16 protein-coding genes are annotated in these 13741 nt (G+C 39.1%); 10 read left to right on the top strand and 6 right to left on the bottom strand.

The annotated features are described in order from the left end of the window. Positions 1 to 4: 4 nt before the first annotated feature. Positions 5 to 1000 carry a DUF2157 domain-containing protein gene (locus V7D82_RS00295; protein ID WP_333598969.1) on the top strand — a complete coding sequence of 332 codons (996 nt, stop codon included), beginning with the start codon at positions 5 to 7 and terminating at the stop codon, positions 998 to 1000. Then, a complete protein-coding gene (locus tag V7D82_RS00290) occupies positions 984 to 2141 on the top strand; it encodes a hypothetical protein (RefSeq protein WP_333598968.1) in 1158 nt (385 codons plus the stop codon). The genes V7D82_RS00295 and V7D82_RS00290 overlap by 17 nt, the downstream gene beginning before the upstream one ends. A gap of 114 nt (positions 2142 to 2255) precedes the next feature. Here V7D82_RS00290 and V7D82_RS00285 read toward each other — a convergent pair whose 3' ends face one another. From V7D82_RS00285 to V7D82_RS00275, 3 genes are all read right to left on the bottom strand, one after another. Next, entirely contained in the window at positions 2256 to 3389 is a 1134-nt protein-coding gene (locus V7D82_RS00285) for a polysaccharide deacetylase family protein (RefSeq protein WP_333598967.1), read from the bottom strand. After that, on the bottom strand, positions 3389 to 4588 hold the full coding sequence (locus V7D82_RS00280) for a tetratricopeptide repeat protein (protein WP_333598966.1): 1200 nt from the start codon (positions 4586 to 4588) through the stop codon (positions 3389 to 3391). Before V7D82_RS00280 ends, V7D82_RS00285 begins: the two co-directional genes overlap by 1 nt. A gap of 80 nt (positions 4589 to 4668) precedes the next feature. Beyond that, positions 4669 to 6021: a serine hydrolase domain-containing protein gene (locus tag V7D82_RS00275; RefSeq protein WP_333598965.1), complete on the bottom strand. Its 1353-nt coding sequence runs from the start codon at positions 6019 to 6021 to the stop codon at positions 4669 to 4671. Between the two features lie 124 nt (positions 6022 to 6145). On the opposite strand from V7D82_RS00275, the gene V7D82_RS00270 reads away from it, so the two are divergent. The 6 genes from V7D82_RS00270 (at position 6146) to V7D82_RS00245 (ending at position 10080) form a co-directional block, all read left to right on the top strand. Continuing rightward, complete coding sequence (locus V7D82_RS00270; RefSeq protein ID WP_333598964.1) at positions 6146 to 7360, top strand: aminotransferase class V-fold PLP-dependent enzyme; 1215 nt, start codon at positions 6146 to 6148, stop codon at positions 7358 to 7360. A 10-nt stretch (positions 7361 to 7370) separates the two neighbouring features. Continuing rightward, complete coding sequence (locus V7D82_RS00265; RefSeq protein WP_333598963.1) at positions 7371 to 7808, top strand: hypothetical protein; 438 nt, start codon at positions 7371 to 7373, stop codon at positions 7806 to 7808. Then, positions 7805 to 8224, top strand: a complete 420-nt coding sequence (locus V7D82_RS00260) for a SufE family protein (RefSeq protein ID WP_333598962.1) — start codon at positions 7805 to 7807, stop codon at positions 8222 to 8224. Before V7D82_RS00265 ends, V7D82_RS00260 begins: the two co-directional genes overlap by 4 nt. A 5-nt stretch (positions 8225 to 8229) precedes the next feature. After that, positions 8230 to 8553: an SUF system Fe-S cluster assembly protein gene (locus tag V7D82_RS00255; RefSeq protein ID WP_136151040.1), complete on the top strand. Its 324-nt coding sequence runs from the start codon at positions 8230 to 8232 to the stop codon at positions 8551 to 8553. Positions 8554 to 8621: 68 nt separating this feature from the next. Beyond that, positions 8622 to 9128: a DUF2480 family protein gene (locus V7D82_RS00250; RefSeq protein ID WP_333598961.1), complete on the top strand. Its 507-nt coding sequence runs from the start codon at positions 8622 to 8624 to the stop codon at positions 9126 to 9128. Positions 9129 to 9186: 58 nt separating this feature from the next. After that, the gene (locus V7D82_RS00245) at positions 9187 to 10080 is read left to right on the top strand and encodes a DUF3078 domain-containing protein (protein ID WP_333598960.1); all 894 of its coding nucleotides are present in this window, start codon (positions 9187 to 9189) and stop codon (positions 10078 to 10080) included. Between the two features lie 69 nt (positions 10081 to 10149). Here V7D82_RS00245 and V7D82_RS00240 read toward each other — a convergent pair whose 3' ends face one another. The 3 genes from V7D82_RS00240 to V7D82_RS00230 all read right to left on the bottom strand — a co-directional run bounded on the left by V7D82_RS00240 (position 10150) and on the right by V7D82_RS00230 (position 12365). Further along, positions 10150 to 11325: a cystathionine gamma-synthase gene (locus V7D82_RS00240; RefSeq protein ID WP_333598959.1), complete on the bottom strand. Its 1176-nt coding sequence runs from the start codon at positions 11323 to 11325 to the stop codon at positions 10150 to 10152. Between the two features lie 125 nt (positions 11326 to 11450). Next, complete coding sequence (locus tag V7D82_RS00235) at positions 11451 to 11906, bottom strand: DinB family protein (protein WP_333598958.1); 456 nt, start codon at positions 11904 to 11906, stop codon at positions 11451 to 11453. Positions 11907 to 11909: 3 nt separating this feature from the next. Beyond that, positions 11910 to 12365 (bottom strand): DinB family protein, encoded by a 456-nt coding sequence (locus V7D82_RS00230; protein ID WP_333598957.1) that lies wholly within the window; start codon positions 12363 to 12365, stop codon positions 11910 to 11912. A 69-nt stretch (positions 12366 to 12434) separates the two neighbouring features. Between V7D82_RS00230 and V7D82_RS00225 the strand changes: the two genes are divergently transcribed. Next, on the top strand, positions 12435 to 12788 hold the full coding sequence (locus V7D82_RS00225) for an arsenate reductase family protein (protein WP_333598956.1): 354 nt from the start codon (positions 12435 to 12437) through the stop codon (positions 12786 to 12788). Next, complete coding sequence (locus V7D82_RS00220; RefSeq protein ID WP_333598955.1) at positions 12788 to 13681, top strand: DMT family transporter; 894 nt, start codon at positions 12788 to 12790, stop codon at positions 13679 to 13681. The genes V7D82_RS00225 and V7D82_RS00220 overlap by 1 nt, the downstream gene beginning before the upstream one ends. The last annotated feature ends 60 nt before the right edge of the window (positions 13682 to 13741 follow it).

Raw genomic sequence — 13741 nt, 5'->3', positions numbered from 1 at the left:
ACAGTTGGAAAAACAGACGGAATTACTCACCGAAGAACTCGTTTCTAAAGGCTTTGTTACCAAAGATCAAAATAACGAAATCAGACAATACAGACAACTTGGAATTTTCTCCCTAAACAGTGAGCTTCTTTTTTTTGTATACCTGTCGGTGCTTCTTTTTACTACCGGCATTGGAATATTGGTGTATAAAAATATCGACAGCATTGGGCATCTTGCCATCTTGGCGGTCAATTTTATAGCGATGCTGGTTTGCTTTTATTTCAGTTTCAAAAAAGCCAAAGGATTCTCCAAAGAAGAAGTACTTTTTGATAATTCTATGTATGACTATTTGGTTTTGACCGGTAGTATTTTGGCCTGTATTTTCATTGGTTACGTTCAATTTCAATACGCCGTTTTTGGTCAAGATTTTAGTTTGGTTTCTTTGTTTTCGGCCGCTTTGTGTTTTGGCGTTGCCTATTATTTTGACAATAAAAGTGTGCTTTCTATTGCTATTACTGCTTTGGCCACTTTTATCGGAATCACTATAACGCCACAGACTTTATTGGAAAACGATGTTTATTCGAATCCGAATCTAAGCTATTCCGGATTGGGATTGGGCTTGGTTTTGATTCTTTGGATGGAATATTCTTCCAGAGAAAATATTAAAAAACATTTCCACATTGTCTATGCCACTTTTGCCTTGAATTTGGTTGGCATTTGTTGTATTGCCGGACTGTTGGAGGATTATTGGCCTGTTTTTGTTCCGATAACAGCAGCTGCTATTTACTATTTCTATAAGAGAAGCTACCAAATAACATCCACGTTTATGTTTGTTCTTTCGCTGCTTTACGGGTATGTCGGAATCAACATTGCGTTGGGAAGAATAATCGATTTGCTGAACGGCAGTGATTTTATACAATTTATCCTCTTCTGTTCCCCATTCTACGTTATAGGTTCTATATTCCTATTTATAAAATTAGTTCAAAAATTCAATAAAGAAAAACATGAAGGCATACAGTAGTGAGAAATTAGAAAATGGCCTTCTGGTAGCGGAAGCCAAGCGATTGTTCAAAATGAAATTCATTTCAAAAGAACAACTGATGACCGCTATTGCCGAATTGCCATTGTTGCAGTCCAGTAGTATTTTTATCCGGTTTGGATTTTTTCTGCTGGGTGTTTTTCTGTTTTCTTCTATAGCGGGTTTTTTGTCTTTAATTTTCGGACAGCTTTTGGATTCGCATTTTAACATAATGGTTTATTTCTATGCTTTTATAGGATTTATTGGGATTGAAATTTTGGTTAAAAACGAGTACTATCGGCATGGTTGGGATGATGCTTTTATTGTGTTAACGCAAGCGAGTTTTTGTGGCGCCGTTGGGATACATTCGGAATCATTGGTTTCTGTTTTTGCCGTTATGTTTGTGATGGGTTTCTTGAGTTGCATCCGATACGTGAATACGCTTTCGGCCTTGCTTTCCTGTGTTGGATTGGTTGGTTTTTTCTTTACGCTAATCACCGAATTCAAAGTAATCAGCAGCCTGTACCTGCCTTTTGTCGGATTGGTTTTAGCCGCCGTGATTTATTATGTTTTTTATAGTTTCAGTACCAATGCTAAGTTTTTCATTTATCGAAATGCCTTGCAGTTCACTAAAATTTTCAGTTTAGTCTTGGCCTATGCTTCGGTAAATTATATGGTCGTTCGCGAACTTTCCGAAAGTTTGATGGGTATCGTAGTAGAAAAAGGAAACGATATTCCGTTGGCATTTTTGTTTTACGGACTCACCTTTCTCATTCCGTTGACCTATATCTACTATTCATTGCAAAAGAAAGACAGAACGGTGTTGACCATTGGTTTGTTGACGCTGGGCTATTCGTTTTTCACCATTCGATATTATTACAGCCTGATGCCGCCTGAAATGGCTCTGGTACTAGCGGGATTGCTACTTTTCGCTATTTCCTTTTTTGCCATAAAAAAACTGCAACACAAAGAAACCGGAATTACCTTCCAGCCTGATAGGGATTCCAACAGCAATCTGATGCTAAATGCTCAGGCACTGATTATCAATTCCCAAATCAGCACAAAAGCTCATGTCGCTCCGGAGAGTAAAATGCCGTTTGGTGGCGGAGGCTTTAGTGGCGGAGGCGCCGGGGAAAGTTTCTGATAAAAGCACTATTTTGGAATTCTGATTGCTATTTCCCAATGAAATAAAAAATCCTCCCGTGAGCAACGAGAGGATTTTTTATTAAAAGCAAGCATTAGCGTTGTTATTTCTCGGTTAGAGCTTATTGGCGTCCTTAAAAATAATACCCGAATTGGCAAAAGCTTGTAACATTGCTGGCAAAGCTTCATTTGCTTTTGGGTGGATATCATGAAAAAGGATAACGCCTTTACGCCACAAGAGCATCAGGGTTTCTACCCTATCGGTTACTTCAGGAGCCGAAATTTTCGAATTCCAATCTTGTGAATCTATGTTCCAAAGCATTACTGTTGCGTTGATTGAATTAAGATATTGTGATACTTTTTCAGTTCGTTGTCCGTAGGGAGGACGGAAATATTTTCTTTGATTAGAAAACGGCGTAACGGATTCAATCGTATTGAAAGTATAATCAATCGACTCTTGCCAGGATTCTAAATATTGATGTGACTTGTGAATTTTTCCGTGCGATTCTAACTTATTGCCTTGATAGAGTTCAGCTAATTTAGCTGTAGAAGAAGCAGCAATTCTGTTTTGCAATGATTCTCCCAGAACGAAAAACATTCCGTTGAGGTGCAATTTTTTTAATGTGGCAACCAATTTATCCGTCGTTCCGTTAGCGGGTGTCGGACCATCATCAAAAGTCAACAGAAACTCTTTGTCGGCATATTCGTTTCCGATAACTTCATTGGGTGAAAGAGTGAGGGCTTCGCTAGTCGTTTTCGGAAATAAGAAAACCAAACGAGCCAGTTCATTGGCGTAACCTCTATTAAAATCAGTGGCATTGGCATACCAGGATTTCAAATTCTCTGGCATTTTTGAATCTAATTCACCAGTAGTTTTAATAACATCTTGCCAGGTACAGTTTTTATTTATGACTACAGTCTTATCAAGAGTGCTTTTGTTTTTAATAGCGTGTAGATTTTGCAGAATAAGTTCCGTTTGTTTCTTTTTCCAGGTTTCAAACGAGGCCAAATTAGCCGATTTGATGTTGTATTTTGCTTTGATTTCATCAACATTGTTGAGCCCTTGAAGTTCAAGAAAACATTTGGCATAAACCAAGATTTCCATTTTTGAAGCATAGTCAAAATTGTCAACAGAATTTAAATCATAAGGCCAAAGGGTTCGGTCAATTTTAGCCACTTTAACCTGACCATTTATGACCGCTAAATTGCACAATAAAAGTGCAATAATAATAACTCTTAGCCTTGTCATTATTGTATTCCCAGTTTTTGTTTCATTCGTTCAATCCCTTTCGTATAAGCAGGGTTTTCTTTGAGCGTCAATGCCTTTTTAAAGTTGTCGAGTGCATCCTGCCATTGTCCTTTGTTTTCATAAATCTTGGCAATATTATAATACGAGCTGGCTTTTATGGTATTTGTGTTTGGTCCATTGGCTAAATCGATGGCCTTTCGGTTGGCCCAAATAGCTTCCGCTTCACGATTTAACTTTTGGAAAGACAATCCCAAATTACTATAGGCTTGTCCGTTGTTTGCGTTTAATTCAATGGCTCTTTGATATAAACTAACCGATTGCTCCAATTGTTTAGCATGATAAGCATCTTCACCTCTTTTGTTCACTTCGTTAGATTCCGCAACATCGGTTTGGCTAGTGGTTGCAACTTCAGTCAGGTCATTTTTTCCTCTAAGGATTTCCAGTTTTGCCTTTACCGCTTGCCACTCATCAGAATCATAAAATTTATTGATATCCTGGAAGGAACCATTTTCATCAATCATAAAGACTACCCAGGTATTTCCAACTTCATTTCGAGGAACGTTATAAGACCGTATGAGTGTATTGCCGATATAAACAAAAACACGGGCATCACTTACCTGTGAAAGGCGGGTTCCGGAATGAACATCTCTATCGCTATAATCATGAACGGCATAAATATATTTTTGACCCGGTTGTTTGCGGTCAATGGTGATGGTTTCCGGGCCATAGCTGTCTACGTCATCTACATCAAGATTGGCCATGCTGCCCGTCTTGTGGTAGAAACAAATGTGATTTCCAGGATAGGATATATGCGAATCAATGTCGTGGGGATCTGCACCCCAGGTAAGCACGATTCGCAGTCCGTCCAATTGCTCCATAACCGGACTTAAGGCATAGGTGAGATTATTAACCGGCCCTTTGGTAACCAACGTAGAGTAGCCTGGTTTTTTTATGATTAAAGTAATGTTGTTGTCGTCAATTCCGTTAAAAACTTTAGGAATGCTGATTCTTCCACCAGCATCAGTTGTTGCCGTTACAGAGGTTTCTCCGTTTTTTTGAAAAATGACTTCTGCCCCTTGGATTTTTTGGTCTTTGACTACAGCACTTAAAACCTGAATCTGGGTTTTTTCTTGTGCAAAAACCGTCGCGGCCGAAAAAAGCAAAGCCACAATTGAAAATTTGAATGCGTTTGATTTCATGTTTTGGTTTTTATTAAAAGTATTACAATAGTAGTAAACAAATTCTATTCCAAATAATTAAATTTTAAAGCGATGCCCGATTATTTTTTTATGGCACCAACCACATCCCTCAAAAACCCATTAAAGTCAAAATCAGGTTCTTCGGTCAAGCCCATCCGCACAATTACTAAATCATGACTTGGAAAAATGGTCACCATTTGCCCTTGATAGCCGCTGCAATAAAACATATCGCGTGGCACATCGGGGAAATAACCACCGGCATTGAGCCAAAATTGCGCACCGTACCGGCCATTGGAAGTGTTCGTTGGCGTGGATACATATTTTACCCAACTTGGATCAAATAATTGTGTTCCGTTCCAATTGCCTTTATGTAAATACAGCAATCCAAATTTCGCCCAATCGCGCGTATTGGCCCAGCCATAAGAAGAACCCACATAATTTCCGGCCATATCCGTTTCGACCAACGCGGAATGCATTCCTATTTTATCTAACAAATCACGATACCAAAAATCCAAATAGTCCTGATGGGTTTTGAATTGTTTTCTCAAAATTCCGGATAACAAATTCGTTGTTCCCGAAGAGTAATTCCAATGCGTATTGGGTTTGTATTGAGCAGGTTTTTCTATTTGAGACTTACTCATATCTTCTGCCTGAAAAAGCATTTTGGTCACATCGGAAATCTTACCATAATCTTCTTCCCATTCCAAACCGGAATTCATGTGCAGCAAATCGTTGATGGTGATGTTTTTACGTTCATCATGTTGCCATTCGGCAATCGGAGCCGGTTTCATAATGTCTATTTTGCCTTGCTTTTGCAGGATTCCGAAACAAGTTGCCGTGATACTTTTGGTCATAGACCAGCCCAGAATTTTAGATTTCTGATTGAAGCCCTCAGCATATTTTTCGGCTATGATTTGGTCTTTGTAAATCACAATGACTGATCGTGTTCTTTTTTTCTTTTCGCCTTTCTTGTCAAAAGCATTTTCAACAGCTCTGTTTAATTTGACATAATCAATAGAAGCGAAAGAGGTGTCAACTTCGCCCGTGTCGCCATACGGGAAAAGATAAGGTTCCGTGCTGGCAGGCATTAACCTATGCGGAACGTCATAGGGTTTAGTCACATCAAAATCATCGTTGATTAAGGTCGCGCCCAACCCTTCGCGGTAAATGGCTTTCCGTTCTTTCAAACCATGAACATTTGAAGTAACCAATTTTTCAGCATCATTAATTGTATTGGTAGCCCAATCTACTTTTGGGATGTCATTATCGCCTTGTTCAATAGTTTCCAAACTTCTATCGTCAATAAAATGTCCGGAAGCCACACTCTTGGCCGAAAAACCCGAAATCAAATCGAGCTGCGGATAAATGGCAAGACGCAAATAAACAAGGACAATCAGGACTAAAACAGCGAAGATTTTGAGAAATTTTTTCATAGCAGCAAAGGAAAAATAGCAGTTTAGTAAATGTAAAAAAATAAAGTAATTATTAACAAGGGTTTGGTAAAATACCAGTTCCAATTTTATTACTTTTGTATTTAGAATTTTTCTAAATAATACAATGTTAGACATCCAAAAAATCAGAGCTGATTTCCCGATACTTTCTCAAAAAGTCAATGGCAAACCACTCGTCTATTTTGATAACGGCGCTACTTCGCAAAAACCCCAAGTGGTTATTGATGCGATTTCGAAATACTATCAGGAAATTAATGCCAACATTCACCGTGGCGTGCATACGTTAAGCCAATTGGCAACAGATGCCTATGAGGTTTCCCGTGCTAAAATCCAAAATCATATCAATGCTAAACACGCTCACGAAGTGATTTTCACCTCGGGAACTACGCATGGTATTAATGCAGTAGCCCATGGTTTTGCTTCGTTGTTGAAAACGGGCGATGAGGTTTTGGTTTCGGCTTTGGAACACCACAGCAATATAGTGCCGTGGCAAATGCTATGCGAAAGAACTGGCGCGACGTTGAAAGTGATTCCGATGAATGAAAAAGGAGAATTGATTCCGTCAGAATACGACAAATTGCTTTCGCCTAAAACAAAAATTGTAACAGTCAATCATATTTCCAACGCGTTGGGAACCATCAATCCGATTAAGGAAATGATTGACAAAGCCCATCAAGTGGGAGCGGCTGTTTTAATTGATGGCGCACAGGCAACCCCACATATAAAACCCGATGTTCAGGCACTGGATTGTGATTTTTATGTGTTTTCGGGACATAAAATTTGTGGCCCAACCGGTATTGGAATTCTTTACGGAAAAGAAGAGTGGCTTAGAAAATTACCGCCGTATCAAGGTGGTGGCGAAATGATTGCTACAGTAACTTTTGAAAAAACTACGTATGCCGATTTGCCACACAAGTTTGAAGCCGGAACACCCAATATTGAAGGAGGAATTGTTCTTGGAACTGCGATTGATTATTTGAACGCAGTTGGTTTTGACAACATTGCACAATACGAACATGAATTGCTGGAATATGCGACTGAAAAGCTATTAGAAATTGAAGGCTTGAGAATTTATGGGACATCAAAACAAAAAACTTCCGTAATTTCGTTTAACATTGACGGCATTCATCCGTATGACATTGGCACGATTATCGATAAATTAGGAATAGCGGTAAGAACAGGCCACCATTGTGCCCAACCGATTATGGATTTCTATCAGATTCCGGGAACGATAAGAGCAAGTTTTGCTTTTTATAATACCAAAGAAGAAATCGATGCGATGGTCGAAGCCGTCAAAAAAGCACAAATGATGTTATCTTAAACTAAAGAATATGAAAGCCATAAGCATGATTTTATTGACCCTTTTCCTGGGAAAAAGTTGCACCAACGAAGCGCAAAACGATATCGTCAACAGCACTTTACAATACACCGCAAACTCCAGAGGTCTTTACGAAAAGATTGTTATAATCAATCAGAAAGCCACGATTTCAAGAGATAGAAATGAAAATACACCACCCGAACAAATAACGATTTCGGATAAAGACTGGAATGAGATGATTGGTTATTTTGAGAAAATCAATCTGGAGAAAATGCAGGAGTTCAAAGATCCAACACAGAAGCGTTTCTTTGACGGCGCTGCCATTGCCAATTTAAAAATCCGTTACCAAGATAAAACGTATGAAACTATGGATTTTGACCACGGTCATCCGCCGGTTGAAATTGAAAAACTGGTCAACAAAATAGTTTCCTTAGCCAAAACAAAAGAATGACAATACAAGAAATACAACACGAAATCGTTGACGAATTTTCGATGTTTGACGATTGGATGCAACGCTACGAATACATCATCGATTTAGGAAAAGGATTGCCCTTAATTGAAGAGCAATACAAAACCGAAGACAACATCATCAAAGGCTGCCAATCCAAAGTTTGGGTGCATGCCGAAGAACAAGGCGATAACATTGTATTCACAGCCGATAGCGATGCGATTTTAACCAAAGGCATTATCGCCATTTTAATCAGAGCTTTTTCCAACCAAAAAGCAACCGATATTTTAGAAGCTAACACTAATTTTATTGACGAAATTGGGTTGAAAGAACACTTATCACCAACGCGTGCCAACGGCTTGGTTTCGATGATAAAACAAATAAAAATGTATGCTTTGGCATTCAATTCAAAAAAATAAAAAAGATGGAAGAATTTAAAGATGATATCAATTTAGGCGAAAATGTGGTGAAAACCTTAAAAGGCATTTACGACCCGGAAATCCCTGTAGATATCTACGAATTAGGATTAATCTACGATGTGATGATTAACGAAGACAACGAAGTAAAAGTGTTGATGACGTTAACTTCACCCAATTGCCCGGTAGCGGAAACGTTGCCACGCGAAGTAGAAGAAAAAATCAAAAAAATTGACACCGTAAAAGCGTGTGAAGTCGAAATTACTTTCGACCCGCCCTGGAGCAAAGATTTGATGAGCGAAGAAGCCAAATTAGAACTCGGAATGCTTTAAAATCAGTATTCAGTAACAGTCGCAGCATTCAGTTCCTGCGATTGTAACTGCGACTGTAAACTATAACAATGGACGAAATCATTAATAGAGTAGCAAACTCCGTGCTCGAAGTGTTTGATTTGGAAGATTATTATCCAAGCGGCATTCGGACACAAATTGACATTTCACAATGGTTGCTGGAAGGTTTTCTGTTAAAAGAAAAAGACTTTCGGGAAGCCTTGAAAAATCACAATTGGGCACAATATCAAAATCATTTAGTGGCGATTCATTGCGCAACAGATGCCATTGTTCCGGCCTGGGCGACGATTTTGGTTACGACTTATCTTTCGCCTTTTGCCCAAAAAATAGTTTCCGGAAACCTTTCTGATTTGGAAACGGCATTGTATCAGGAAATTTTACCCACTTTGGATTACTCGCAATACCAAGACAAGCCGGTCATTATAAAGGGTTGTTCCAAAAAACCCGTTCCCGAAAGCGCTTACATTATGGCAGTGCAAAAACTGCAACCTTTTGCCAAAAGCATCATGTATGGCGAAGCCTGCTCTGCCGTTCCTTTATTTAAAAAAGGAAAATAGTTTTCTATAACTTCAATGGATTAGTATCTTTGCTCTCGAAATTTAAAATTCGAAGGAAATGAAAAAGATTCTATTGGTTATGGCTCTTGGACTTTCAATGAACACCGCTTTTTCTCAGGTTAGCGAAAAAGAATTATTGAAAAAAACTGAAGAAACCGTTGCCAAAATAGCACAGGAAAAACCAAACGGTTGGGAGAAAAAAGGGTTGGCCACTATTTTGTTAAACCAAGCGAGTTTCAATAACTGGCTGGCCGGTGGACAAAGCAGTATCTCAGGAAACGCCGGATTCAAGTATGATTTCAATTATAAAAGTGATACCTGGACCTGGGATAACAAGCTGAACGCAAACTATGGTTTGACCAAAATCAACGGACAGACGCTTCAAAAAACTGACGACCGCTTTGAGTTCAACTCGCTTCTTGGTAAAAAAGCTTCCGGCGAATGGTACTACTCAGCGTTCTTTAATTTTAAAACTCAATTCGATTCGGGTTTTGATCCTGCCGATAACACTGTGAAAATATCGCATTTCTTTTCACCGGCTTATTTCCAGTTTGGTCCCGGGATGATGTGGAAAAAAAGCGATAACCTGAAAGTCAACATTGCGCCAGCCACGTCAAAAGTAATCATGGTGCACAAGCATTTTACCGAGCTGGGACCATCTTTCGGGGTGCGTCAGGGCGAATCTTCGCGCTATGAGTTTGGAGCGGCTGTAAACGGCTATTACAAGTTCAATTTGATGGAAAATGTAACGGCCGAGAACATCCTGAATTTATACACCAATTATTTAGAAGATGCACAGAATGTAGATTTAGATTATACTCTGAATATTGTAATGAAGGTGAATAAATACTTAACCACCAATTTCGCTTTCCAAACCATTTATGACGACAACGCATTCAGCGGATTTCAAACCCGTCAGGTTATTGGAATTGGCGTGAATTACGGATTCTAAATAAATCAACCCATAAAAAAAGTCCCGAATTTCTCGGGACTTTTTTGTTTATTTATGTTTGTTAAAGTATTAAACTTTGGCAGTGGCCAAATGAGCATCTACAAAACTAAAAGCTTGTTCAATATCGGAAATCAAATCTTCGATATCTTCAACCCCAACGCTCAAACGCACTAAGTCATCCGTAATCCCGATTTCTTTTCGTTTGTCTTCCGGAATGGAAGCATGCGTCATCAACGCTGGATGATTCGCCAACGATTCAACACCACCAAGGGATTCGGCCAAAGTGAAAACTTTTAGATTTTCTAAAAATGCAATGGCATCTTCTTTTCTTCCTGATTTGAAAGTAAAAGAAACCATGCCGCCAAAACCATTCATTTGTTTTTTGGCAATATCATGAAACGGATGACTCGGCAATCCAGGATAATATACCGTTTCAATTTTTGGATGATTGGCTAAAAATGCTGCTACTTTCTCCCCGTTTTCGCAATGACGTTGTACACGCAAATGCAAGGTTTTAATTCCTCTTAACACCAAGAAACTATCCATCGGTCCAAGAGTGGCACCGGTGGCGAATTGTTTGAAATGCAACTCATCGCCTAACTCTTTGTCTTTGATAATCAAAGCTCCGGCAATCACATCACTGTGACCACCAAGGTATTTGGTAGCGGAATGCATAACGATATCTGCTCCTAAATCCAGAGGCTTTTGCAAATAAGGCGTAGCAAACGTATTGTCAACAGCAAAAAGAATATTGTGCTTTTTAGTAATCTTCGCGATTTCAGCAATATCAGCCAATTTCATCAACGGATTGGTTGGTGTTTCCACCCAAACCAACTTCGTGTTTTCGTTGATTAACGATTGAAATTTGGCAATATCATTCATATCCACAAAATGGAATTTGATGCCGCTGTCTTTGTAAATGCGCGTAAACATTCGGTACGTTCCGCCGTATAAATCGTCCATCGCGATGATTTCGTCACCGGCTTTGAACATGCGCAATAAACAATCCGTTGCCGCTAATCCCGAAGAAAAAGCTAAACCACGGGCACCGTTTTCAATGCTCGCCAAAGCATCTTCCAAAGCCTGACGCGTTGGATTTGCCGCTCTTGAATATTCGTAATCGCCCACAGGTTTTCCCGGAGAAACCTGAGCATAAGTTGAGGTTTGAAATACCGGTGGCATCACTGCTCCGGTAACTTCTTCATGGTGTTGATTCCCATGTATGACTTTGGTATTGAATTTCATCTTAATTAAATATTTGTTTTTTTATTGGTAAGATGGAACGCAAAGCGTTTCATTTCGATTAAATTTAAAGTACAAATTTACTGTTTATTCTTTGTTTGAAAAGACACTTTTCGATTTTATTAACGCTACACAAATTTTCGAATCTGCATCATGATTCCGGTGTGAACCGCTTCGTGGTAGTTATTGAATTCCATAGCGGCTTTGGCATTCTTAACCGTGAAACCGGACATGGTCGTAAATTCATTATAGGTTTTGAAAATGTCATCAGCGAAATCTTTTTTGGTTTTTTCCAAGGTGGAAAATAACAACGATTTGATTTCATCCACTTCTTGTTGTGTTACGCTGTGTTCGGGTTTAGTGCCTTTTTTGTAACGCTCTACCATGTCAGCAGAAACCATCATGGGCAAGCCCGACAGGTTGTAAACTAACATTTGCTGCACCACAACAATGTGCGTAATATTCCAAATGAGATTATTACTGAACCCTTCCGGAATGGTGTTGAGTTGTTCGAGAGTATAGTTTTCGAGGAATTTTAAAAGTACCGTTCGACTGCTTTGATTGATGTCAAAAGTTGTAGTCATTATTTATATAAATTTTCGAATGTTCATCATAAAACCCATGTGCAATGCTTCGTGATAGTTGTTAAAATTCATGGCTTCCATGGTGGATGCCAAATGAAATCCGGTGCCTGTCGTGTATTCGGTATAGGTAACAAATTTGCCGTTGGCGTAATCTTCTTTGGTTTTGGTTATCAATGAAAAAAGAAGTTCTTTTAATTCATCAATTTCTGCCTGCGTTGTCGTTCCGGTTGGCTTGGTTCCGCTTTTATAGGTGTTGGTTATTGCTTCTGAAACATGGGTTGGCAAGCCCGATAGACGATAGACTAAGCCTTGTTGCGCGACAATGATATGGCCTAAATTCCAGGCCAGATTGTTGCTGAAACCCTCCGGAATTTTGTTCAATTGTTCCAAAGAATAGCTTTCGATAAGTTTGAGGTAGTGTTTTCTGTTGGTTTCCCAAATTTTGAAAGTTGCGTCCATGATTTTAAATTTTTATCAAAAATACAGATTATAAGTTTCAAATGATTTTCCTTTGTAAAAAGAAATTTCATGGTCAATAAAATATACTATCTCGCCTCTTGTGACACTTGTCGCAAAATTATAAAATCGCTTCCCAATGCTGATAGATTGCAGTTTCACGACATTCGTCAAAACCCAATAACCGAACAGGAATTGGAAGAAATGTACCAACTTTCGGGGAGTTACGAAGCGCTTTTCAGCAAAAAAGCACAGTTGTATAAGTCGATGGATTTGAAAAATAAAACCTTGACCGAAGCCGATTTCAAAAAATATCTGCTGGAACATTACACCTTTTTGAGTCGGCCGGTTTTCATCATTGATGACAAAATTTACATTGGCAACGGGCAAAAAAACATCATCGAAGTTATAAAAGCTTTGAGCTAATGTCAAAAAGAGCCTGGGCACTACTGGCGGCCATGATGGTTTCGCTGATTTATGGCGTTTCGTTTACGATTGCCAAAGACGTGATGCCCTTTTATGTCAAACCGTTCGGGTTTATTTTGCTCAGAGTTTTGGGCACAACAATTTTGTTTTGGCTGGTTTCTTTTTTGGGGCCAAAAGAAAAAATTCAACTACAGGATTTTCCGCGAATTGTTGCTGCCGCTTTGTTTGGCGTGGCTATCAACATGCTGACTTTCTTCAAAGGATTGAGTTTTACTTCGCCGATTTCTGCCGCAGTGATTATGGTGACCACTCCGATTATTGTGTTGATTTTGTCGGCCATTATCATGAAAGAAAAAATAAAAGCCCGCAAGATAATCGGGATTTTACTGGGACTTTTTGGCACCGGATTTTTAATTCTGTATGGAAAATCCACAGGAAATGCTAGTAATGCAATGCTCGGCAACTTTCTGGTTTTCATCAACGCAATTTCCTATGGTCTGTATCTGATTGTCGTTAAAAAGCTGATGGACAAATACAACGCGTTTACGTTTGTCAAATGGATTTACACTTTTGGTTTACTGATGGTGATTCCTTTTGGTTGGAGCGAATGTCGGGAAATTCAGTGGCAGGCGATTCCACCATTCATTATGTGGGAAATTGGTTTTGTAGTGGTGTTTACCACCTTTTTGACTTACCTGTTTAACTTAGTTTCCATGCGCGAATTGAAACCAACTACGGTGGCGGTTTTTATTTATCTGCAGCCACTTTTCGCTACCGTTTTTGCGATGAGTTTGGGCAAAGATCATCTGACCTGGGTAAAAATAGCATCGGCGGTTTTGATATTTGTCGGCGTTTATTTGGTTACCAAAAAAAAGAGTTTTCAGTCTCCGTAAACAGTCACAGGAGAAAACTGTAAACTGCGACTGCGACTGCAAACTTTTATTTATCTTTGA

It is taken from the genome of Flavobacterium sp. (genome assembly GCF_036741995.1).
In the GTDB taxonomy this organism is placed as follows: domain Bacteria; phylum Bacteroidota; class Bacteroidia; order Flavobacteriales; family Flavobacteriaceae; genus Flavobacterium.
This window is presented reverse-complemented; position numbering and strand designations above follow the sequence as displayed.

Bases quoted from the DNA above. Each gene is read 5' to 3' on its own strand.
- V7D82_RS00270 (WP_333598964.1), top strand. From the start codon at position 6,146: ATGTTAGACATCCAAAAAATCAGAGCTGATTTCCCGATACTTTCTCAA.
- V7D82_RS00235 (WP_333598958.1), bottom strand. From the start codon at position 11,906: ATGACTACAACTTTTGACATCAATCAAAGCAGTCGAACGGTACTTTTA.
- V7D82_RS00265 (WP_333598963.1), top strand. From the start codon at position 7,371: ATGAAAGCCATAAGCATGATTTTATTGACCCTTTTCCTGGGAAAAAGT.
- V7D82_RS00240 (WP_333598959.1), bottom strand. From the start codon at position 11,325: ATGAAATTCAATACCAAAGTCATACATGGGAATCAACACCATGAAGAA.
- V7D82_RS00280 (WP_333598966.1), bottom strand. From the start codon at position 4,588: ATGAAATCAAACGCATTCAAATTTTCAATTGTGGCTTTGCTTTTTTCG.
- V7D82_RS00230 (WP_333598957.1), bottom strand. From the start codon at position 12,365: ATGGACGCAACTTTCAAAATTTGGGAAACCAACAGAAAACACTACCTC.
- V7D82_RS00275 (WP_333598965.1), bottom strand. From the start codon at position 6,021: ATGAAAAAATTTCTCAAAATCTTCGCTGTTTTAGTCCTGATTGTCCTT.
- V7D82_RS00225 (WP_333598956.1), top strand. From the start codon at position 12,435: ATGGTCAATAAAATATACTATCTCGCCTCTTGTGACACTTGTCGCAAA.
- V7D82_RS00245 (WP_333598960.1), top strand. From the start codon at position 9,187: ATGAAAAAGATTCTATTGGTTATGGCTCTTGGACTTTCAATGAACACC.
- V7D82_RS00220 (WP_333598955.1), top strand. From the start codon at position 12,788: ATGTCAAAAAGAGCCTGGGCACTACTGGCGGCCATGATGGTTTCGCTG.
- V7D82_RS00255 (WP_136151040.1), top strand. From the start codon at position 8,230: ATGGAAGAATTTAAAGATGATATCAATTTAGGCGAAAATGTGGTGAAA.
- V7D82_RS00250 (WP_333598961.1), top strand. From the start codon at position 8,622: ATGGACGAAATCATTAATAGAGTAGCAAACTCCGTGCTCGAAGTGTTT.
- V7D82_RS00260 (WP_333598962.1), top strand. From the start codon at position 7,805: ATGACAATACAAGAAATACAACACGAAATCGTTGACGAATTTTCGATG.
- V7D82_RS00290 (WP_333598968.1), top strand. From the start codon at position 984: ATGAAGGCATACAGTAGTGAGAAATTAGAAAATGGCCTTCTGGTAGCG.
- V7D82_RS00285 (WP_333598967.1), bottom strand. From the start codon at position 3,389: ATGACAAGGCTAAGAGTTATTATTATTGCACTTTTATTGTGCAATTTA.